Annotated in this window: 19 protein-coding genes, 1 other RNA gene and 1 pseudogene; 8 read left to right on the top strand and 13 right to left on the bottom strand. The window is 62.7% G+C overall.

The features are described 5' to 3' along the window. Positions 1–14: 14 nt before the first annotated feature. From ftsL to mraZ, 3 genes are read right to left on the bottom strand one after another with little or no spacing between them, the layout of a single operon-like run. Entirely contained in the window at positions 15–392 is a 378-nt protein-coding gene (gene ftsL, locus NKI22_RS13530; protein WP_023676771.1) for a cell division protein FtsL, read from the bottom strand. 4 nt (positions 393–396) lie between these two features. Next, a complete protein-coding gene (gene rsmH / locus NKI22_RS13525) occupies positions 397–1428 on the bottom strand; it encodes a 16S rRNA (cytosine(1402)-N(4))-methyltransferase RsmH (protein ID WP_023721208.1) in 1032 nt (343 codons plus the stop codon). Continuing rightward, the gene (gene mraZ / locus NKI22_RS13520; RefSeq protein ID WP_352481541.1) at positions 1425–1883 is read right to left on the bottom strand and encodes a division/cell wall cluster transcriptional repressor MraZ; all 459 of its coding nucleotides are present in this window, start codon (positions 1881–1883) and stop codon (positions 1425–1427) included. The genes rsmH and mraZ overlap by 4 nt, the downstream gene beginning before the upstream one ends. Before the next feature lie 406 nt (positions 1884–2289). On the opposite strand from mraZ, the gene NKI22_RS13515 reads away from it, so the two are divergent. Next, entirely contained in the window at positions 2290–3405 is a 1116-nt protein-coding gene (locus NKI22_RS13515) for a cystathionine gamma-lyase (RefSeq protein ID WP_023721210.1), read from the top strand. A 9-nt stretch (positions 3406–3414) separates the two neighbouring features. Here the strand turns inward: NKI22_RS13515 and NKI22_RS13510 are convergent. The 7 genes and pseudogenes from NKI22_RS13510 to NKI22_RS13480 all read right to left on the bottom strand — a co-directional run bounded on the left by NKI22_RS13510 (position 3415) and on the right by NKI22_RS13480 (position 7498). After that, positions 3415–3707: pseudogene (locus NKI22_RS13510) on the bottom strand (type II toxin-antitoxin system RelE/ParE family toxin). Between the two features lie 28 nt (positions 3708–3735). Then, positions 3736–3987, bottom strand: coding sequence for a type II toxin-antitoxin system ParD family antitoxin (locus NKI22_RS13505; protein ID WP_352815722.1), 252 nt, complete (start codon positions 3985–3987; stop codon positions 3736–3738). A gap of 151 nt (positions 3988–4138) precedes the next feature. Then, positions 4139–4537, bottom strand: an RNA gene (rnpB, locus tag NKI22_RS13500) — RNase P RNA component class A. 59 nt (positions 4538–4596) lie between these two features. Continuing rightward, entirely contained in the window at positions 4597–5340 is a 744-nt protein-coding gene (locus NKI22_RS13495) for a lytic transglycosylase domain-containing protein (protein ID WP_352815720.1), read from the bottom strand. A gap of 186 nt (positions 5341–5526) precedes the next feature. Then, positions 5527–6294 (bottom strand): N-acetylmuramoyl-L-alanine amidase, encoded by a 768-nt coding sequence (locus NKI22_RS13490; protein ID WP_352547018.1) that lies wholly within the window; start codon positions 6292–6294, stop codon positions 5527–5529. Beyond that, on the bottom strand, positions 6291–7010 hold the full coding sequence (locus NKI22_RS13485) for a J domain-containing protein (protein WP_023721214.1): 720 nt from the start codon (positions 7008–7010) through the stop codon (positions 6291–6293). Before NKI22_RS13485 ends, NKI22_RS13490 begins: the two co-directional genes overlap by 4 nt. Before the next feature lie 281 nt (positions 7011–7291). After that, a complete protein-coding gene (locus NKI22_RS13480) occupies positions 7292–7498 on the bottom strand; it encodes a hypothetical protein (protein WP_023721215.1) in 207 nt (68 codons plus the stop codon). A 172-nt stretch (positions 7499–7670) separates the two neighbouring features. On the opposite strand from NKI22_RS13480, the gene NKI22_RS13475 reads away from it, so the two are divergent. From NKI22_RS13475 to NKI22_RS13465, 3 genes are read left to right on the top strand one after another with little or no spacing between them, the layout of a single operon-like run. After that, a complete protein-coding gene (locus tag NKI22_RS13475) occupies positions 7671–11552 on the top strand; it encodes a hydantoinase B/oxoprolinase family protein (protein WP_352815718.1) in 3882 nt (1293 codons plus the stop codon). Positions 11553–11583: 31 nt separating this feature from the next. Beyond that, positions 11584–12882: a BtaA family protein gene (locus tag NKI22_RS13470; RefSeq protein ID WP_352851088.1), complete on the top strand. Its 1299-nt coding sequence runs from the start codon at positions 11584–11586 to the stop codon at positions 12880–12882. Further along, positions 12879–13544 carry a class I SAM-dependent methyltransferase gene (locus NKI22_RS13465; RefSeq protein WP_352815715.1) on the top strand — a complete coding sequence of 222 codons (666 nt, stop codon included), beginning with the start codon at positions 12879–12881 and terminating at the stop codon, positions 13542–13544. The genes NKI22_RS13470 and NKI22_RS13465 overlap by 4 nt, the downstream gene beginning before the upstream one ends. Positions 13545–13753: 209 nt before the next feature. Here the strand turns inward: NKI22_RS13465 and NKI22_RS13460 are convergent, their stop codons facing one another. Then, positions 13754–15133 (bottom strand): serine hydrolase domain-containing protein, encoded by a 1380-nt coding sequence (locus NKI22_RS13460; RefSeq protein WP_352815713.1) that lies wholly within the window; start codon positions 15131–15133, stop codon positions 13754–13756. A gap of 318 nt (positions 15134–15451) precedes the next feature. Between NKI22_RS13460 and NKI22_RS13455 the strand changes: the two genes are divergently transcribed. Together NKI22_RS13455 and NKI22_RS13450 are read left to right on the top strand one after the other, a co-directional pair. Beyond that, positions 15452–16249 carry a glycoside hydrolase family 25 protein gene (locus NKI22_RS13455; protein WP_352815712.1) on the top strand — a complete coding sequence of 266 codons (798 nt, stop codon included), beginning with the start codon at positions 15452–15454 and terminating at the stop codon, positions 16247–16249. Positions 16250–16329: 80 nt separating this feature from the next. Further along, the gene (locus NKI22_RS13450; RefSeq protein ID WP_352481551.1) at positions 16330–17502 is read left to right on the top strand and encodes a lytic murein transglycosylase; all 1173 of its coding nucleotides are present in this window, start codon (positions 16330–16332) and stop codon (positions 17500–17502) included. A gap of 94 nt (positions 17503–17596) precedes the next feature. Here NKI22_RS13450 and NKI22_RS13445 read toward each other — a convergent pair whose 3' ends face one another. Then, positions 17597–18490, bottom strand: a complete 894-nt coding sequence (locus NKI22_RS13445) for a LysR family transcriptional regulator (RefSeq protein WP_352481552.1) — start codon at positions 18488–18490, stop codon at positions 17597–17599. Between the two features lie 123 nt (positions 18491–18613). On the opposite strand from NKI22_RS13445, the gene NKI22_RS13440 reads away from it, so the two are divergent. Next, positions 18614–19345 (top strand): SDR family oxidoreductase, encoded by a 732-nt coding sequence (locus NKI22_RS13440; protein ID WP_352815710.1) that lies wholly within the window; start codon positions 18614–18616, stop codon positions 19343–19345. Between the two features lie 136 nt (positions 19346–19481). On the opposite strand, the gene NKI22_RS13435 is transcribed toward NKI22_RS13440, so the two are convergent. After that, positions 19482–20702, bottom strand: coding sequence for an alanine racemase (locus tag NKI22_RS13435; protein ID WP_023721223.1), 1221 nt, complete (start codon positions 20700–20702; stop codon positions 19482–19484). A gap of 224 nt (positions 20703–20926) precedes the next feature. Here NKI22_RS13435 and NKI22_RS13430 point away from each other — a divergent pair, with 224 nt between their 5' ends. Beyond that, positions 20927–21844, top strand: a complete 918-nt coding sequence (locus NKI22_RS13430) for a DMT family transporter (protein ID WP_352589850.1) — start codon at positions 20927–20929, stop codon at positions 21842–21844. The last annotated feature ends 6 nt before the right edge of the window (positions 21845–21850 follow it).

The following is a 21850-nucleotide window of genomic DNA, read 5'->3' as shown; positions in this document are numbered from 1 at the left end:
TGGAAATCCGGTGATCATTGGACGATGCCTCCGGTCACCACCGGATCCTTGCCGCCAATATCAGCCATGCCGCCCAGCCGCTGCGATGAAAGGTCCTCGATGTTGACGGGTTTGGCCGGCAGATCGTCCAGCCCGACGATCTGGCGCGCATTGACCGGCTCGAGTCCGAGTTGCGATTTGTAGATTTCGGTGAGCTTCTGCAGGCGCGACGGCTGGGTAAGCAGGCTCCAGTCCGCCTTGAGCAGGTCGATCGTGTCCTCTTCATAACGGATCTGCGCCTGGATCTTGTGCACTGCCGCCAGTTGCTCCTCGGCCTCGCGCTTGGTCTTGTAGGTCAAGGCAGCCGCCGAAACCATGACGGCGATCAGGACTATGTCGCTGGTACGAAACACGTGTTCACCTCTCTCCCGGTCGATCGGCACCGGGAAGCTTTGGGCCAGGCAGTTTTGGCAGGCCGAAAATCGAAAAATCACCAGCGCGCGCCGGCGCCTCTGTACGGATCGCAGCGCGCAGCCTTGCCGAGCGCGCCCGCGGATTGGCCGAAATCTCGGCATCGCCAGGCGTCACGCCGCTGCCCTTCTTGGTGAAGGTGGCGGTGCGCGCCTGCGCCTCGGGCAGGTGCCGCGATCCGGTCGCTGAATCAGCTCTGTCGGCGATAAAGCGCTTGACCATGCGGTCCTCCAACGAATGGAAGGTCACCACGGCAAGCCGCCCGCCCGGTTTCAGCACGCGCTCGGCGGCAAACAGCGCCTTTGCCAGCTCGCCGAGCTCGTCGTTGACGAAGATGCGCAGCGCCTGGAAAACCCGGGTGGCTGGATGGATCTTGTCTTTCGGCGCGCGGCCGATATGCGTCTCGATGGCATCGGCAAGGTCGAGCGTGCGCTCAAAGGGGCGTTTTTCGCGACGGCTCTCGATCATACGGGCGATGCGCCCAGCATGGCGTTCTTCGCCGAGAAAACCGAAGATGCGGGCAAGATCGCCCACCTTGAAAGTGTTGACGACGTCGGCGGCGCTCAGGCCCGCCTGCGCCATGCGCATGTCGAGCGGTCCATCGGCGCGGAATGAAAAGCCGCGCTCCGGCTGGTCGATCTGCATGGAGGAGATGCCGATGTCGAGCACGACGCCATCGGCACTTTCAACCTGCTCGTCGAGCGTTGAGAACGGTGCCTGGACAAGCCTGAGCCTGCCGCCGGACTGCTGTTCAAGGGTCCGCCCCGCCGCGATCGCATCCGGATCGCGGTCGATGGCGACGACCGAGGCTCCGCTTGCCAGAATGGCCTTCGTGTAGCCGCCAGCACCGAACGTGCCGTCGACGAGCACCTCGCCTTTTGTCGGCGCCAGCGCCTCCAGAACTTCGGCAAGGAGGACCGGAATGTGACGGGCTGGTCCGCCAACGGCATGAACTTCATCGCCGTCGCCCGCCATCATTCCGGCCGCTCCCCGGGCTTCGTCCCCTGCCGAAGCTGCAAAAGCCGGGCGCGAGCTTCCGTCCCATAGGCGCTGAGCCGTCCCGGCTCCCAGATCTGAAAGAAATTGCCGCGGCCAACGAAGGCCACTTCCGCTGAAATGCCGGTATGCTCGCGAATGAAATCGCTCATCGTGATACGGCCGTCCTGGTCGAGCTTCAGAAACGTTCCATCGCCATGGCAGAAGAACGACATGTCGTCCGCCGCCTGCAGGAACGGGTCTTCCTGCGCGATGCGCTGCTCGTAGCGATCGAGCAGGTCGAGCCCACCGACATCCATCGCCGGGCGATCCAGGCAGCGTAGCGCATAAAGTTCCGAATAGCCGCGTTTCTGCACAACGGCACGGAAATGCGCCGGCACGGACACCCGTCCCTTCGCATCGATCCTGTTCACCGCGTTCGACAGAAACCGGTCCATTACGCCTTACGGCCGCTTGCGCCGCCGCACCCCTCTGCATCTTCCTGTCCGCGCCGCCCCGGCCCGGTCGCCGTCCAAAACCCACTTCATTATGACGGGCGAACGCAGGCAAACGCGCAGCCGCCGCGGCTGCCCGATTGGCGTACGCTTCACCCTGACACGGAACGAAGGCTTGAGTATCGGAATGGGATATCATGGGGTGTTATGGGCGTCAACGGGAACAGTCTTCAAAACGCGCCTGCCACGACTGGGGAGAGCAGCTTTGACGGCACTCCGGTCTTTATCCTCCATTAAGCCTAACGAAGGGTTTAGAGCCGTGTGGTCCAACCGGACGCGGCTTGCTGCGGATCGTTGCCGCGCATAGCCTCGGCATCTCCTTTTCCGGTCAGTAACGAGGTTTGAAGCCATGTCTGAAACAGCCAAGTCGCGCGCCGCGGCACTTCCTCATCTGCGTCGCGCCGGGCTGGCCAAGGGCGACCCAATTCCCTTGCCCTTGACCATGGCCGCCATTTTCCACGCGCCGGGTGACGCCACCGGCTACGATCAATATGGCCGCTTCAGCAATCCGACCTGGGATGCAGTCGAGCACATGCTGGCGCATCTGGAAGACGCCCCATGCGTCGCCTTTCCCTCGGGAATGGCTGCCATCTCGGCGGTGTTTTTCGGCCTGCTCAAAGCCGGCGACCGTATCCTGCTGCCGTCCGACGGCTACCATACGACGAGAGCGCTGGCAGACCGTTTCCTGAAGTCCTTCGGCGTCGCGTACGATGTCCGGCCGACATCGAGCTTCCTCGACGGCGGCTTTGACGGATACCGGCTTGCCTTCGTCGAAACGCCCGCCAATCCAGGACTGGACATATGCGACATCGCAGCCGTCGCCGAAGCCGTGCACAAAGCGGGTGCGATGCTTGTGGTCGACAACACGACGATGACGCCTTTCGGCCAGCGCCCGCTCGATCTCGGCGCCGATATCGTCATTGCTGCCGACACCAAGGCGCCGAACGGCCATTCCGATGTGCTGTTCGGCCATGTCGCCAGCCGCAACGCAGATATTATCTCGAGGGTGACCGACTGGCGCGAGACGTCGGGCGCCATCCCCGGGCCATTCGAGGCATGGCTGGTACATCGCGGCCTCGAAACGCTGGACGTGCGCTTCGACCGCATGTGCGCTTCCGCCGAAATGATAGCGCGACGGCTGAAAGACCATCGCGCAATCAGCGGCTTGCGCTTTCCGGGACTGGAGAGCGACCCATCACACAATCTTGCCCGCGCCCAGATGGAGCGCTTCGGATTTCTCATCTCGTTCGTGCTCGCCTCGGAGGACAAGGCCGAGGATTTCATCAACAACTGCGCGTTGATGCAGGCAGCGACATCGTTCGGCGGCGTACACACTTCGGCCGAACGGCGATCAAAAAGGGGAGATGCCGTTCCGCCCGGCTTCGTTCGCTTGTCGATCGGCTGCGAGCCGGTGGAAGAGCTTTGGCAGGCGATCGAGGCGTCGCTAGACCGCATCGGCACCTGAGCAGCGCGACTACGAATTCAGATCGCCGGCGTCGATCTTGCGCCGGCCGTGGAGAACGCGAACGATTTCGATCGCCTCTTCGCGGACACGATACAAAGTGAGGTATTCGCCGACGATCAGGTGACGGATGCCGGGCGCAATGTCTTCGCGCGGTGCACCTGAGAAGGGATGCAGGGTCAGCAAATCCACCGCCTTTGCAAGAGATCCACGAGGCGAACCGCCGCATTTGGATTCTGTTCGGCAATGTAGTCGACGATGGCTTCGAGGTCGATCAATGCCTGAGGAAGCAGGCGATATTTCACTCCTCAAGGCCTTTGGCCTCGGCCATTTTTAGATATTTGGCGCGCAGCCGTTCCATGATTGGCGGCCCGTCCAGCGCCGGTCCGCTGTCGATCCCTCCTGCGCCATCTTGCGCAATTCCTCGACCGTGTAGCCGAGCAGGTCGCGCCTGTCCTTCCATTGTCTCAGTGCGTCGCGGATCACCTCGCTCGCCGAGGCATATTCGCCGGCGGCGACCACGTCGTCGACTGCCGCGGCCAACTCCGGCGACAGCGTGATGCTGCGTTTATCGACCTGTCCCATGACGCGCTCCTGAATATCGTCATCAACTGGTACGATTTAATCGCACCATTTTCAAGGAATGTCGCGCTCGATTGCGGGTCGAAAAGTGAATCAACGGCTGCGCCCGAAGACGTAACCTGCTGATATCAGGAGATTTCCTTTTATCGGGGAAACTGCCAGCTGGCCTGTAAGCCGGGTTCTGTATGGCCCTCGCCCCTTACGGGGCGAGAACGTGGCGGCCATTCATCTTGGGCGCATGTTGCCATGCGCCTCACGCAACCTACCCGGACGGTGAGCCGGAAACAGCCCTCGAGGGTTTCCCCTCGCACCGCCCCTATTCGGTCTTGCTCCCGGTGGGGTTTACCGTGCCGCTCCTGTTGCCAGTCGCGCGGTGGGCTCTTACCCCACCCTTTCACCCTTGCCACGATTAGATCGTGGCGGTTTGCTTTCTGTGGCACTTTCCCTGGGGTCGCCCCCGCCGGCCATTAACCGGCACCGTGTCTCCATGGAGCCCGGACTTTCCTCACCCGCAGCCTTTCGGCTTCGCGGGTGCGGCCGCCCGGCCAGCTGGCAAGGCGTATAAAGGGGTTCAGGCCCAAAAACGCAAACGAAAAAGCAAGTTATCGCTTGTCAGGCGGGCGCTCCAAGTGCTGCCAGTTGCACCTTGACCTTGCCGCAATAGGCTGCGGACACCGGGTTCATCCGTGTGGCGCCGTGGCCGGCATTGTATTTCAGGATCGTGCCGCAGGTCGTGCCGCCGCCGAGATCTTGCGCCATGGCAAGGTACTTCATGCCGTATTTGATGTTGGTATCGGGATCGTAGAGACCCTGAACCGAACCGCTATAGCCCATCATTCTTGCCGTCGCCGGCTTGATCTGCATCAGGCCGATCTCGCCGGCGCTGCCGACCTGGTTCGGCTGGTAGTTGCTCTCGATCTTGATGACGGCATTGGCGAGCGATACCGGCACGCCGTAGCTGGCGGCATATCGCGCAATGATCGCCGAATACTGTCCGCTGCCGCCGACAACCGCCGCCTGGGGCGCTGGCCTGCTCTTCGGAGCGACTGACGCCGTTGCCATACGGTCGATGCGTTTGCGGTTACGCTTCACATGCTGTTTGGAGATTGTCTTTCTCGCAGCGGTCGGCCTTTTCGCGGAGACTGGCTTTTTCGTTCTTACCGCGGCCGCTTTTTCCACTTTTGCGGTGGTGGTCTTCTCTACTTTTGCACCACCTTTCGGCATGGCGGTTTTGCCGGCTGCGGCACTGAAGCCCTGATCGGCCCGTTGGCTCAGCGGTGCGCCGTTCGCCGCGCTGAAGGCAAAAGTCATTACGCCGGCAGCAATGGCTGCCGTTAAAACGGTCAATTTCTGCATGTGATCCTGTTCTGTTTGATCTGCACAAAGAACTTCGCGCAGATACCCTCAATCAACATCGGAACATCTGGGGGGGATAGAGGTCCGACAATCTGTACGGATCGCCTTTGACGACGGAATTGGCGCCAAAGAAGGCGGCGCAAGTCACTTTAGGTAACAGATTGTAACTTTTAATCTGGGAAAAGATTATTTGAGAGAGGCTATCCTTGCGGAAGCGAGCAGCCTTTCCAGCGTGCGGATCGTCGATCCGTCAGCCATGCCATCGACCAGGCGCTGCCGGAAATGCCGCTGAAATGCCTCGACCACGATTTCGGTCTGCCGGTCGAAAGCGCCGGTGATCTCGACGCCATAACCATAGAGCGACAGCATCGACTGCAGCGCCTCGACCTCGGCGCCGGTATCATCTGGCTTCAGTACGGCGCCGCGCCGGATCGGTGCTGCCGGCACAACATGGCCGACACCGGCGGCAAACAAGACTTTCCATGGAAATTTCTCGCCCGGATCGACCTTGCGCCCCGGTGCCACGTCGGAATGGGCGAGCACCCGCTGCGCCAGAATGGAATGGCGCTCGACAATGCCGACGCACAGGCCGATCACCGCGTCGATCTGCGGTTTTGGAAAATTGCGATAGCCCAGAGTATGCCCCGGATTGACGATCTCGATGCCGATCGAACAGGAGTTGATGTCGCTCTGTCCGAACCACGAGCTCTTGCCGGCATGCCAGGCGCGATCGCTTTCCCTTACCATCTGAACAATGCGGCCGTCCTCATGGACCAGATAGTGCGACGAGACCTCGCTTGCCGGATCGCACAACCATGCCTCGGCGCCGGCGCCGGTCGCCATGCCGGTGTAGTGCAGCACGATCATATCGGGTCTAAGCGTGCCGCGCCGCGGTCCGAAATTCGGCGATACCCTAACCTCGGCGCTCGGCTCGTCGGGCGGAAAGCCGCTCATGCGTGCCGCAGGCCTCGCTCGATCATCTCATAGGCCGCGTTGATCGCCGCCAGCCTGGTCGTCGCGATCTTGATGAATTCCTGCGGCAGGCCGCGTGCGATCAGCCGGTCCGGATGATTGTCGGAGACCAACTTGCGGTAGCGCCTGCGGACCTCCTCGAACGGCTTCCCACGCTCGATGCCGAGCACAACATAAGGATCGGCGGCGCCCAGATCGACATGCCGCGCCAGGATGCTCTGGTAGTGCGCCTCATCGATGCGGAAGATCTCGGCGATGCGATGCAGGAATTGGCGCTCGCGCTCATGCACCAGCCCGTCGGCCTTGGCGATGTGGAACAGCCCGTCGAGTATGTCCTCCAGCATCAGGCAATTCGAATGGCCCGAACCGCAAAGCTGCGCCATCCGCTCGGCATAGGTTTCGAAACCGGCAATGTCGCGTTTGGCCAAATCGTAGAGCCGCGCCACATTGCGCCTCTGTTCCTTCGGCACCTCGAATATTTCCTGGAAGGCGCGCACCTCGTCTTGGGTGACGATGCCGTCTGCCTTGGCCATCTTGGCCGACAGCGCGATCATCGCCACCGAGAAGGCGACGCGCCGGCGCAGATCGGCATCGCCGGAGAAAACCGTGCGCACGGCTTCGACCACTTCGGCGACGCCTGACGACGCTGAAGATGAAACGCGTGTGACGAAGTCGCCGAGGCGGTCCCAAATCGACATGAGGGTTTCATAGGGCCAACCGCCCATCGCTATCAAGCCAAGACAGTGCCGCAGGGGCTGGCCCAATCGATTTGGCGGAATGCCTGAGGCGGCTGGCGCTAGCGCTCACCCATGGAAAATCCGCAGACGGCAGCCTCGGCGCGCAAACGGCGAGCCTAGCGATTGGCGCCTTGGGTCGTCGTTTCGGCGCCAGCGTCGGCGCACTCGGCCGCAAGGCGCGGGTATCGTAAGCAGCAGAAAGGCCGGCGTGTGAGGCCGGCCTCTCTTGGTTGTCACCTCATTTACTGCGCAGGGGCAGCCGGCGCAGGAGCGGGGGCCGGGGCCGGCTCGGCAGGTTTGTTAGCGTCAGGAGCAGCCGGCTTCATCGTCTGGTCGGATGCCGGCGGGTTGGTGCTCTGCGTCGTAGTGTTGTCAGTGCCGCTATCGCTGCAGGCCGCAACGCCAAGCAAGGCAAGCGCCGAGACCGACGCAAGAATGAGTTTCTTCATGATATCTCTCCTCTAATCACGCCACCGTTACCGGCGACGATCGAGGACACAATGCATCAGGTCATGATGAGTTTCGTAACGTTGCGTTTCCGCGTGTAACATCAAGCGCTTGGCCGTACAAAGCGTTGAGCACTAACAGGATGCGTAAAGTGAAAATGCCGGAGGCGCTGCCATGACCGCAAGATGGGATTTCTGGATCGACCGCGGCGGTACCTTCACCGACATCATCGGCCGGGACCCGGAAGGCGGGCTGCATCCCAGGAAACTCCTTTCGGAAAATCCCGAAGCCTATGCCGACGCTGCCATCCAGGGCATTCGCGAACTGCTCGGCGTCCAGCCCGGCGCCCCAATCCCCTCCGCTCTGATCGGCGACGTCAAAATGGGCACCACGGTCGCCACCAATGCGCTTCTCGAGCGCAAGGGCGACCGCGTGCTGCTGCTCATCACCAAGGGCTTCCGCGATGCGCTGAGGATTGCCTACCAGGCCAGGCCCGATATCTTTGCCAAGCAGATCATCCTTCCCGAACAGCTCTACGAGCGCGTCGTCGAGATCGACGAACGCGTGCGCGCCGACGGTCGTGTCGAACGCCTGCTCGACATCGCCGACGTGCGTCCTGCCATCGAACAGGCCAAGGCTGACGGTATCGATGCGGTCGCGATCGTCTTCATGCATGCCTGGAAACATCCCGATCACGAAAAGGCGGTCGCCAAAGTCTGTCGAAAGCTCGGATTCTCGCAGGTCTCGGTCAGCCACGAGGTCTCGCCGCTGATCAAGCTGGTCGGCCGCGGCGACACCACGGTGGTCGACGCGTATCTGTCGCCGATCCTGGCAAGGTATGTGCAAAAGGTTGCGGCGGAACTGGGTGCCGCGCCAATCTCCCCCCTGGTGGGGGAGATGTCGGCGAAGCCGACAGAGGGGGGCGCTGTCCCGCCAACATCTCAGTCTGTCACGCCCCCCTCTGCCCTGCCCCCTTTGCCGCCACTTGGCATCTCCCCCACAAGGGGGGAGATTGGCCAATCCCCCCGCCTCATGTTCATGATGTCGTCGGGCGGCCTCACCGCCGCCGACATGTTCCAGGGCAAGGATGCGCTGTTGTCAGGCCCGGCCGGCGGCGTCGTCGGCATGGTCGAGACGGCAAAACTCGCCGGTTTCGGCAAAGTCATCGGCTTCGACATGGGCGGCACCTCCACCGATGTCGCCCACTATGATGGCGACTACGAGCGCGCCTTCGACACCGAGGTCGCCGGCGTGCGCATCCGCGCGCCGATGATGCGCATCCACACCGTCGCCGCCGGCGGCGGCTCGATCCTGCACTATGAGGCCGGCCGCTTTCGCGCCGGGCCGGATTCGGCCGGCGCCAATCCCGGCCCGGCCGCCTACCGGCGCGGCGGTCCGCTTGCGGTCACCGACGCCAATGTCATGCTGGGAAAGCTGCAGCCCGACTTCTTTCCGGCCATTTTTGGGCCGGGCCAGCACGAACCGCTCGACGTGCGGACAGTTCGCGAGATGTTCACCGCACTTGCCGCCGAAATCGGCGACGGCCGCTCGCCGGAAGCCGTTGCCGAAGGGTTCGTCACCATCGCCGTCGAAAACATGGCCAATGCCATCAAGAAGATTTCGGTGCAGCGCGGCTACGACGTCACCGAATACCTGCTGAATTGTTTCGGCGGCGCCGGCGGCCAGCACGCTTGCCTCGTCGCCGATGCGCTCGGCATGGAGGCTGTGCTGATCCATCCCTTTTCCGGCCTGCTCTCGGCATACGGCATCGGCCTGTCCTCGGTGTTTGCGTCACGCCAGCAGGCGCTGCTGAAGCCGCTGGCGGACGATTCCGGGCCGGCGATCAACGAGCTCATCGCAACGCTGCGCAAAGCCGTCATCGACGAACTCGCCGCGCAAGGCATCACCGAAGACGCGGTCGCCTCGAAGCCGGTGCTGCAGATCCGCTATGACGGCACCGATACCGCGCTGCCTGTGAACTTTGGGCACGGCTCGATTGCGCAGGCCAAGGCGGACTTCGAACTGGCGCACAAGGCGCAGTTCGGCTTCGTCTATGACGACAAGCCGATGATCGTCGAATCGCTCGGCGTCGAAGGTACCGATACCGGCAGCACCGGCCGCGACGAAAGCGATTCATTTCTTGAACACAAGGCCGCAAGTCCTTCCGGGACGCGGAAAATTTTCGTCGACGGCATCTGGCGCGACGCTGGCATCTTCCCTCGCGAAACGCTGAAGCCCGGTAACAAGATCGCCGGCCCCGCTTTGATCATCGAGCCGAACCAGACCATCGTCGTCGAGCCCGGCTGGCAGGCCGAGATCACCGCCAAGGACCATGTACTGATGCGCCGCATCGAGAAGAAGCACCGGCAGGCCGCACTCGGCACCGAAGCCGATCCGGTGATGCTGGAGGTCTTCAACAATCTGTTCATGTCGATCGCCGAGCAGATGGGCGTAACGCTGCAGAACACCGCCTATTCGGTCAATATCAAGGAGCGGCTCGACTTCTCCTGTGCCGTTTTCGACCGGAATGGCGCGCTGGTCGCCAACGCGCCGCATATGCCGGTGCATCTCGGCTCGATGGATCGCTCGGTGGAGACCATCATCCGGCTCAATTCCGGCGACATTCACCCCGGCGACGTCTTTGCCCTGAACGCCCCTTACAATGGCGGCACGCATCTGCCTGATATCACCGTGGTGACACCGGTGTTTTCCCTCCCCCTCGAGGGGAGGGTGGCCGCGAAGCGGCCGGGTGGGGTCCTCTCAGAAGGCACCACAAATGCGTCGAGCACTGCCGCAACGACCCCCTCCGGCGGCTTCGCCGCCACCTCCCCCTCGAGGGGGGAGGAGATCCTCTTCTACGTAGCCTCGCGTGGCCACCATGCCGACATCGGCGGCACCGCGCCCGGCTCGATGACGCCGCTTGCCACTACCGTCGATGAGGAAGGTGTGCTGTTTGACAATTTCCGCATCGTCGATCGCGGCCGGTTCCGCGAAAAGGACGTGGAGACGCTGCTGACCGACCATCCCTACCCGGCGCGCAATCCGCACCAGAACATCGCCGATCTCAAGGCGCAGATCGCCGCGAACGAGAAGGGCGTCGCCGAGCTGCGCAAGATGGTCGCGCATTTCGGCCTCGATCTGGTCGAAGCCTATATGGGTCACGTCCAGGACAATGCCGCCGAAAGCGTGCGCCGCGTGCTGGAGCGGCTGCCCGACAGTTCCGAATACGAATACTCGACCGACACCGGCCAAATGATCAAGGTGAAGATATCGGTCGACCGGCAAAAGCGCGAAGCGACCGTCGACTTCACCGGCACGTCGCCGGTTATGAAGAACAATTTCAATGCGCCAGAGCCGGTCGCCCGTGCCGCGGTGCTTTATGCCTTCCGCGTCATGGTCGAAGACAACATCCCGATGAATGCCGGATGTCTGCGGCCGATCAACATCATCATTCCCGACGGCTCGATGCTGAAGCCCGCCTATCCCGCGGCAGTCGTCGCCGGTAATGTCGAGACCTCGCAGCACGTCACCAACGCGCTGTTCGGCGCGATGAGGGCAATGGCCAATGCGCAAGGCACGATGAATAATCTCACCTTCGGCAACAAGCAGTACCAGTATTATGAGACGATCTGCTCCGGTTCGCCGGCCGGCCGCATGAACGACGGTCGCGGCTTTGACGGCACCTCCGGCGTCCACACCCATATGACCAATTCGCGCCTGACCGATCCGGAAGTGCTGGAACTGCGTTTCCCGGTATTGCTCGAGGACTTTCATATCCGCGAAGGTTCCGGCGGCAAAGGCAAATGGAGCGCCGGCGACGGCACCAAGCGCACCATCCGCTTTCTTGAAAAGATGGAATGCGCGATCCTGTCCTCGCATCGCAACCGCCCGCCGCAGGGACTGGACGGAGGCGGCGATGGCGAGGCCGGCTCGACCAAGGTCCGGCGCAAGGATGGCCGCGTCGAGGTCCTGAAGGCCTGCGATCAGACCATCCTCGACGCCGGCGAGGCAGTCATCGTGACGACGCCGACGCCTGGTGGATTTGGCAAGGCCTGAACTCGCGTCAACAGGCTGTCACCGGCCTGTCATGACCCTGCGCTACCCGCTTGCGGCAAAGCAAACGGGGAATCGCCTTGCCATGACGGACATTTCTGGAGAACTGGTTTTTCGCCGCGGCAAGGAAGTTGGCAAAGCCGTCTACCAGAACCGCCCGCTGTCGAAAGCCGGCATCTCCGAGCGCTTGTTCGCCTTCCTGTTCTCCGGCCTTGTCTACCCGCAGATCTGGGAAGACCCCGAAATCGACATGGACGCGATGCAGCTCGGCAAGGGTCACCGCATCGTCACCATTGCCTCGGGCGGCTGCAACATCCTCGCCTATCTCACCCGGTCGCCGGAAAGGATCGATGCCGTCGACCTCAACACCGCCCATATCGCGCTGAACCGTATGAAGCTCGAAGCCGTCCGTCACCTGCCGTCGCAGGGCGACCTGTTCCGTTTCTTCGGCGCGGCTGAGACCGGGCACAATTCGCAGGCCTACGACCGCTTCATCGCACCGCATCTCGACCCGGTCAGCCGCCATTATTGGGAGCGCCGCAGCTGGCGCGGCCGTCGCCGCATCGCTGTCTTCGACCGCAATTTCTACCAGACCGGCCTGCTTGGCCTGTTCATCGCCATGGGCCATCGCACCGCAAAATTCTTCGGCGTCGACCCGGCCGACATCATGGACGCCAAGAGCATCGCCGATCAGCGCCGCTTCTTCGACGAAGAGCTGGCGCCGGTCTTCGAAAAACCGCTGCTGAAATGGGCGACTTCGCGAAAAGCTTCGCTGTTCGGCCTCGGCATTCCGCCGGCCCAGTACGATTCGCTGATCACCTCGGGTGACGGCACCATGGCCAGCGTGCTCAAGGCGCGGCTGGAAAAGCTCGCCTGCGATTTTCCGCTGAAGACCAACTATTTCGCCTGGCAGGCTTTTGCCCGCCGCTATCCCAATCCCGGCGAGGCCGCCCTGCCCGCCTATCTCGAAAAGCGCAACTACCAGACGATCCGCAACAATGTCGATCGCGTGGCCATCCACCACGCCAATCTGATCGAGTTCCTTGCCGGCAAGGATGCGGGCTCGGTGGATCGCTTCGTGCTGCTCGATGCACAGGACTGGATGACCGACGACCAGCTCAACGGGTTGTGGGCCGAGATCACCCGAACCGCCTCCACCGGCGCCCGCGTCATCTTCCGCACCGCAGCGGAACCCAGCCTGCTGCCCGGCCGCGTCTCGAATTCGCTGCTCGACCAGTGGCGCTACGAGAACGACGCCTCGCGCGAGTTTTCGGCGCGCGACCGCTCGGCGATCTATGGCGGCTTTCATCTCTACGTGAAGCAGGGCGCATGAGCACGACCGAGTTGCCGGCCAGCCATGCCGAGCTGATGGACGGCGTTTACCGCTGGCAGCGTCATATCTACGACCTGACCCGCAAATATTATTTGCTCGGTCGCGACCGGCTTATCGCCGGCCTGGATGTGCCGGCCGGCGGCACCGTGCTCGAGCTCGGCTGCGGCACCGGCCGCAACATCATCCTTGCCGCCCGCCGCTATCCCGGCGCGCGCTTCTTCGGCCTCGATGTTTCGGCCGAGATGCTGGAGACGGCCACCGCCGCCCTTGCCCGCGAAGGCCTCTCCGGCCGCGTCACGCTGGCGCGCGGCGATGCCACGGATTTCGACGCAAAGGCGCTGTTCGGCGTCGAAAATTTCGACCGCGTCTTTGTCTCGTATTCGCTGTCGATGATCCCCGGCTGGGAGAAGACGGTATCCGCGGCTCTTGCTGCCCTGTCATCTGGCGGCTCGCTGCATATCGTCGATTTCGGCCAGCAGGAGGCCCTGCCCCGCTGGTTCCGCACGCTGCTGCGCGGCTGGCTGAAAAAATTCCATGTCGAGCCACGTCAATCGCTGCGCGCGGTTCTGGATTCGGAATCTGCAAGAACCGGTGCAAGCTTCCGTTTCCAAACGCTTTATCGCGGCTATGCGTGGCTCGCTGTGATCGGCCTAGGTCGATAGCCAGGGTGTGTTGAGATTCAGGTCAGGCCGAGTCGAAAACGGTGGGCTCCGAGAACCGGCGCGGGGCGTACTTTTGGGTACGTGAGCACCGGCCTACGCCGGCCGTAGCCTTAACTGCCACGACCGCTCATGAGTGCTTTGGCCGGCGAAGGCCGGAAGCGCAGGAAACCGCCGTTTGCAGGCCGGTATCACCTGAATATCGATACAGCCTAATGCAGCGCCTTGACCAGCGCCGCCACCATTACCTGCGGCCGGTAGCCGAGCCTGGCCGGCGTCAGGCCGAGCCGCACCACAACCAGCTGCTCGGAGGGAATGATGGCAACCGTTTGCCCGTCATGCCCCTCCATCCAATAGCTGTCCCCGGGCAGGCCTGCCGCAGTCCCGGCGCCGGGACTTTCCTCGTCGCCTGGCCCTTCGATCCATAATTGTCCCTTGCCGTAGACCTTCGAGGCAGTTGCCGGTTCCCGCATCCAGTCGACGAAGCCGGCGGGCAGGATCGCCTTGCCGTTCCAGACGCCACCCTGCAGCAGGAATTGGCCGAAGCGCGCCCAGTCGCGTGCCGTGGCATAGAGATAGGACGAGCCGACGAAGGTGCCGTGCTCGTCGGCCTCTAGCACCGCGCTCCGCATGCCGAGCGGATCGAACAGCGCGATCCTCGGCCACGCCAGCGCCTTGTCCTTGTCGCCGATCGCGTCCTGCCACAATCGGGACAGCATCACCGCCGTGCCGCTCGAATAGGAAAACACCTTGCCGACCTCGCCGGTCAGCGGCTTGGATCCGGCAAAGCCCGCCATGTCCGGTTCGAGATAGAGCATGCGCGTCACATCGGCGACGTCGCCATAATCCTCGTTGAATTCCAGTCCGCTCGACATTGCCATCATGTCGGCGAGGCTGATCACGGCACGGCCATCTGCTTGCCAGGGTCGAAACAGGCCCTGGTTGGTGATCGCCAGCTTGCCGTCCTTCATCAGCGTGCCGACGATCGCCGCATTCACCGTCTTGGTCATTGACCAGCCCAGTAGCGGGGTCTTTTCGGAAAAGCCGTCGCCATAGCGCTCTGCGACGATGCGGCCGTTCTTGACCACCACCACCGCCCGCATGCCAGCACCGGTCAATGCCTGATCGTCGAGGATTGCCGTGACCTCGGGATTCTGCGAGGCATCGGCCTTGTCGCCCTCCGGCCAGATCGCATCGGGCAGCGGCGCCGGCGTCGGTGCAACTCCCGCGACAGCCTTGGCGGCGGCAATATCGCTGTCGGGAACCGAGGCGCAGCCGAGCCCGTCGCGGGCGACCGCGACACTCTTGCCGAGCACGCCGAACAGGCCCGCCGAAACCGTTCCCTCCTCCTTGTCCACCGACACTCTCATCAGCTTCAGCAGCGGATGGCCCGGCGCCTGCACATCGACGGCGAGCACGTCGTCGGCGTCTCGTCCTGCGATGAAGACGTTCGAACAGACGATCTTGGCCGAATAGCCGGAACCGACGCGGATCAGTTCCGGCGGCGCGAAATACAGCCAGCCGGCGAGTGTCGCGGCGGCCAGCACAGCCAGGCCCAGCAGCCATTTGACGAACTTCAGAAGGATCTGCATTTTTTTCGAATTCCCCCTGAGCGCGATCTATGTCATCGATTTGCCGCCATTGTTTCGGCAAAATCGCGGCTCTTGTCGAGCGCCGTCAACCGAATATCAACCATGATCGGCGATCACGAGGGACTGGGCGATTCTGTGGGGTGATCGTCCGGCTGGGCTTGCATGCATGTGTCCCAAACTGCGCAACGGTTTGGGAATGCATGAAACGAAGATCCAGGCGCTTCGCGTAAGTCAGTTTCAAACGCGTCGCGCCCGGTCGAGGGGCCACCCGCGGAAAGACCCATCAGCGGCCGGCTGAAACCGGCTCGGGAAGTAGCGATGCGCCGTTTCGCGGTCCTCATCACGCTGATGCTGCTTGGTGCCTGCTCGACGGTCGATGATCTGACGCCATCGCTGTCGTCGCCCAGCGCCCCGACGGTTGCGGTACGCGCGCCCCGTTTTGCCGATTCCGACCCGCATGAATGGGATAGCGGCGCACCGTGGAGCTACGCCGTCCACGGCACCGACGTCTCCAAATACCAGACATCGATCGACTGGCCGGCGGCCAGGGCCAGCGGCATCTCCTTTGCCTTTATCAAGGCTACCGAAGGCGGAGACCGGTTCGATGAAGCTTTCAACGAGCATTGGAGCCGCACGAAGGCCTCGGGTATCCCCCGTGCCGCCTATCATTTCTTCTACTTTTGCACGCCGGCCGCTACCCAGGCGCGCTGGTTCATCCAGAACGTGCCCAAAGACAGTTCGGCGATGCCGCCCGTTCTCGACATGGAATGGAACCCGAAATCGCCGACCTGCAAGCTGCGGCCAGATTCCGCCACGGTACGCAGCGAGATGAGCACATTCCTCAAAATCGTCGAAAAACACTACGGCAAGAAGCCGATCATCTACACGTCGGTCGACTTCTTCGAAGATAATGGTCTATCGGGTTTCCGGGGCTACCCCTACTGGCTGCGCTCCGTCGCCGGGCACCCGCGCCAGAAATACGGCAGCCATCCATTCACCTTCTGGCAGTATACCGGAACGGGCGTCGTGCCGGGCATGGCCGGAAACGCCGACATCAACGTCTTCAACGGCTCCGAAGCCGCCTGGAAGAAGTGGTTGCGGCAGAACACCCGTTGACACCAGGCCTGCCGCCTGCTTTTCGACACAGCCAATGACGAATACCCGCAACCGCTGGTAATCTTCTCGGAAGGATGGCGATGCGATCGCGCTTTGGAATTCTCGCGGCGCTGCTCCTGACCGCCGTGCCGGCCGCGGCACAGCAATGCGGCGGCGATTTCGAGGCATGGAAGCAGGGCGTGGCGGCGGAGGCCAGGGCGGCCGGCGTCGGCGCTGCCGGCCTTGATGCGCTGGAAAACGCCACCCTCGATGAGAAGGCGCTGGCACGCGACCGCGCCCAGGGCGTCTTCACCCAGACCTTCATCGAATTCTCGAACCGCATGATCTCGTCGCATCGACTGAAGCAAGGCGCGGCCAATCTGCAAAAATATGCCGAGATCTTTGCCCGCGCCGATCGCGAATTCGGCGTGCAGGCGCCGGTCATCGCTGCTTTCTGGGCCCTGGAAACCGATTTTGGCGCCGTGCAAGGCGATTTCCACACACTGAACGCACTAGTCAGCCTCTCGCATGACTGCCGCCGCCCGCAGTTGTTCCGGCCGCAGATCGTGCCGCTGCTGATGCTGATCGATCGCGGCGTGGTGCCGGCCGACGTGACCGGTGCCTGGGCCGGCGAGATCGGCCAGACGCAGATGTTGCCTTCCGACTATCTCGGCCACGGCGTGGACGGCGACGGCAATGGCCTGGTCGACCTGCGCGGCAGCGCGCCTGATGTGATCATGAGCACGGCCAGCAAGATCCAGTCGCGCGGCTGGAAGCGCGACCAGCCCTGGATCGAGGAAGTCCGTGTGCCCGACGATTTGCCGTGGGAGCAGACGGGACGCACCAACAAGCTGCCGTTGATGCAATGGACCCAGTGGGGCGTTACCAGGCCAGACGGCACGCCGCTTCTCGACAACGGCCTGAAGGCCGGCCTGGCGCTGCCCATGGGTCGCAAGGGGCCAGCCTTCCTGACCTACGACAATTTCGACGTCTATCTCGAGTGGAACCAATCCTTCACCTATGCCCTGACCGCGGCAAATCTTGCCGCCCGGCTGGGGGGCGCGCCGCGATTCGATCCGCGCAACCCGGAACCCGGCCTCAACGGCGACGAGATGAAGGCGCTGCAGACCAAGCTCGAGGCGAAAGGTTATGACGTCGGTACCGTCGACGGCATCCTAGGCACCAACACCCGCGAGGCGATCCGCAAGGAGCAGATGCGGCTGGGCCTGCCGGTCGACGGCTGGCCGACGCTCGAGCTGCTGGCGAGGCTGTGAGGGCGGTGAATGGTGAATGGTGAATGGTGAAAAGAATAGCACCCGAGCCGCACTGAACACCAGAGCTACTACTATTCACTATTCACTATTCACATCACCGCCTGGCAAGCAAGAAATCGATGAAGGCTCGCAGCGGCGCGGGAACCTGCCGGGAACTTGCGTGATATAGATAAAAACCCGGAAATCTCGGCGACCAGGCTTCGAGAAAGCGGATGAGCTTTCCCGCTTCGATCCACGGCCGGACCTGGTATTCCAGCATGTACGCCACGCCGACCCCATCCAGAACCGCCCCGATCATCAGGTCCGTATCGTTGACCGTCAGGCCACCGCTGACGGCCACTTCCAGGGCACGTTGGCCTCGGGCGAACTCCCACCGGTAGAGATTGCCGCCGCTCGGCCACTGGAAATTGATGCACTGGTGCTGATGCAGGTCCGCGGGGTGACGGGGTATCGGGTGATGCTGCAGATACCTCGGCGCCGCCACTGCAGCCATCTCGAGCTCCTCGCTGAGCTTCACAGCCACCATATCCTTGTGCAGCCGCTCACCCAGTCTGATTCCAGCATCGAAGCGGCCCTCGACGATGTCGGTGAGCATGTCGTCGACAATGATTGTGAGGGCGATATCGGGATAGGCGCGGCGGAAATCGCCGAGGATCGGCGCGATGAAACGCGTGGCGGCGATGCGCGGAACATTGATGCGCAGCGAGCCTGCTGGCCGGCCGCGTGATGCATGCGCGTCCGCGACGGCGCCTTCCAGTTCGCCGAATGCCGGTGCGATGCGGGCAAACAGCTTCTCGCCCTCAGCGGTCGGCGACATGCTGCGCGTGGTGCGGTTAAGCAGGCGGATACCGAGACGCTCTTCCAGCCCACGTATCGTCTGGCTGAGTGCTGGAGGCGAAATCCTGAGCTTGGCCGCGGCGCGGACAAAGCTTCCCTCTTCGATGATTGCTGCAAATGCCGTGAGTTCGGAAAACTCGCTTCCTCGCATTATGTACCTCAGGCTTAACAAGTCAGTTAGATAATAGGCTATTCTCTGAGCAATAGCATGCCCCTAGCTTTTCCCCGGAACGCCGCTCGATCGAGGCGGCCGTAGCCAGACGAAGGAACAGCCATGCATCGTCCACTCGAAGGCAAGACCGCACTTGTGACCGGCAGCTCGCGCGGCATCGGACGCGCCATCGCCGAGGGGCTCGCGGCCAAGGGTGCTGCCGTAGTCGTCAACTATGTCGGCAACGAGAAAGCAGCCAGGGAAGTCGTTGCCGCCATTGAAGGGATTGGCGGAAAAGCCGTCGCCATCCAGGCGGACGTCTCCAGCATCCCCGACATTCGCAAGTTGTTCGACGAAACCGAACGGCAGATGGGGCCGATTGACATCGTCGTAGCCAATGTCGGCGTCGCCGTCATAAAGCCGCTCGTCGAGGCCACCGAAGCGGACTTCGATCATGTGTTCGGGGCCAATGCCAAGGGCACCTTCTTCACGCTTCAGGAAGCGGCGCGCCGCGTTCGCGACGGTGGCCGCATCATTGCCGTCTCCACCGGTGGAACGAAGATGTTCTTCACGCACACGGCGCTTTATCTCGGCAGTAAGGGAGCCGTCGTGCAGTTCGTCCGCGTCCTCTCGCGCGAACTCGGCCCGCGCGCCGTTACCGTGAATGCGCTTTCGCCAGGCTTCACCGACACCGACCTGCTTCCGGAGCGGGACCGGGCCGTGGCCGCCGGCATGTCGCCCTTCGGCCGGATCGGAGCGCCGCGCGACGTCGCCGATGTCGCGGTTTTCCTGGCTTCGGACGAAGCTCGCTGGCTGACCGGCGAGAACATCCAGGCCGGCGGCGGAGTAGCCTGACGCGGGTGAATGGTGAATGGTGAATGGTGAATGGTGAATGGTGAATGGTGAATGGTGAATGGTGACGATTCACCGGAGCGGACGGAACGCAAGAACTACTTCCATTCACTATTCACTATTCGCTATTCACCATCAACTAATCCGCCATCGTCTCCAGGCTGGCAAACCCCTGCGGGGCATCGCCTTCGTCGAATGGCGTCGCCACCTCGACGAAAGTGTCGGGATAGAAGCCGTTGAACCGTGTTCGGAGCGACAACGAATAGGCGCCGATATGGCCGATCTCGATCCAATCGCCGGTATCGACGGTTTCGGGCAGCCAGAACGGCCGCGACAATATGTCGACGGAATCGCAGGTCGCGCCACAGACCTTGAACGGCACGATGGTCTTGTCCTCGCCATTGCGCGAGCGGATCGCCGGATCGGGGATGAAGCGTGCCGGCAGCGTGATCTTGCCGGTCCATGAATCCGACAGCGACGCCCAGATGCCGTCATTGATGTAAAGCCTTTTGCCCTTGCGCAGCAGCACGCGCACGATCAGCGACAGGCAGCGCGCCACGATCACTCGGCCGGGCTCGGCCACCAGCGGCATCTGGTCGAATTGGTACTCCTGGAGGTCGCCCGATAACCGCGACATGATCTGGCCGAGCGACGGCATTTCCGGTTTGCGGCTGTTCGGGTCATGGCCATATTCGGCCGGAAAGCCGCCGCCGACATCGAGCCCGGCAATGTCGAAACCGACGCGGTTGCGCACCCAGTCGGCGGAGGCCAGCGCCCGCTCATAGGTGTCGGGATCCTCGATCTGGCTGCCGACATGAAAGCACAGCCCGACCTTGTAGCCGGTCCGGTTCAGCCGTTCGGCGAGTTCCACCGCATTGGCCGGTCCGGCGCCGAACTTCTTCGACAGTTCGTAGGCCGCCGAGCCTTTCGTCTGGATGCGCACGAACACGGTGATCGCGCCCGGATCGATGTCGAGCGCCCGCACCACCCTGGTCAGCTTGGTGATTTCGTCCTCATGGTCGAGCGAAATGACGCGAATGGCGTACTTTTCCAGCGCCAGCCTGATGTCCGACTGCGCCTTGACCGGGTGCATGTAGAGCATCTCGGCGTCCGGCGAGACGGCGCGCACGGCAGCGAATTCGCCGGGCGAGGCCACATCGAAGGCGCTGACGCCGGCCTCGACCAGTGCGTTGAGCACGATCTGCTCGCCATTGGTCTTGACCGCATAGGCGGTCTTGCCGGGAAACATGCCCATGAACTGTTTGGCGTCCGCCTTCAGCACCTGCGGGCGGAAGCAATAGATCGGATCGTCCGGGCGCAGCGCCAGCGCTGCCTCGCGGGCATTTTCGAATCGCTGCATGGACGAATCCCTTGACTGAGGCTGCGCACAATTAATCCAAGCTAGCGGCTAATGAAAACAATTCTATGTCTCGCCGCCCCGGCTTCGCGGCGCTACGCCTTTCTGTACGCCGGTTATGGGCGAGCTAGGCCATCGCTCAGGTTTCGGGTGGCCCTTGCGGCCGGATCGGGTATGGCGTGAACAGACGCCTGAAGAGCAAGGCATCTCGTCTGGGAGGACGACCAATGGCGATAGCTGCCACCACCACGATGCGCGGGCCGATGGTGCTCAAGGACTGGGCGCAGCTTCTGCTGCTCGGCGCCATCTGGGGCGGTTCGTTCTTCTTTGCCCGCATTGCGGTGGCGGAACTTCCTCCGCTGGTGCTGGTGCTGTTCCGCGTCACCATCGCGGCGGCGGCACTTCAGCTCTATCTTGCGGTTCGCGGCCCATCCTTTCGCCTCGCTTTGCCGCATGCCGGCCTGTTCTTCCTGCTGGCGCTCGCCAACAATGTCATCCCTTTCTCGCTGATCTTTGCCGGCCAGACCGAGCTTGGCGCCGGCGTCGCCTCGGTGCTCAATTCGACGACGCCGTTCTGGACGCTGATCCTCGCCAACGCCCTGACCAGCGACGAAAAGCTGTCCTGGAACAAGCTTGCCGGCATCGCCCTCGGTATCGCGGGAACGGCGGTGATGATCGGTCCCGGCCTCGTCGCCGGGCTCGGCGGCCCGGTCTGGGCGAAATTCGCGCTCATCGGAGCGTCACTATCCTATGCGATTGCGCTGATGATTGCCCGCCGCTTCAAGGGTGTGCCGTCACCGGTCATTGCCACCGGACAATTGACTTGCTCGACCATCATCATGATCCCGGTCGTTCTGTTCACCTACGGGACCGCCAATCTGTTTTCGGCTTCGCCGCCGGTCTGGGCGGCGGTGCTGGCGCTGGCGCTGCTGTCGACCGCGTTCGCCTATATCCTCTATTTCAACCTTGTCGCCTCGGCCGGCGCCACCAACGCCTCGCTGGTCACGCTCATCGTGCCGGCCAGTGCCATCCTGCTCGGCTTCCTGTTCCTGGGCGAGCGGCTCGAACTGTTCGAATTGGGCGGCATGGCGCTGATTGCGCTTGGCCTCGTCACCATCGACGGTCGCCTGTTCGGGCGGCGTTAGAGATGG

The sequence above is a fragment of the Mesorhizobium sp. M0778 genome (assembly GCF_040320105.1).
Taxonomy (GTDB): Bacteria; Pseudomonadota; Alphaproteobacteria; order Rhizobiales; family Rhizobiaceae; genus Mesorhizobium.
This window is presented reverse-complemented; position numbering and strand designations above follow the sequence as displayed.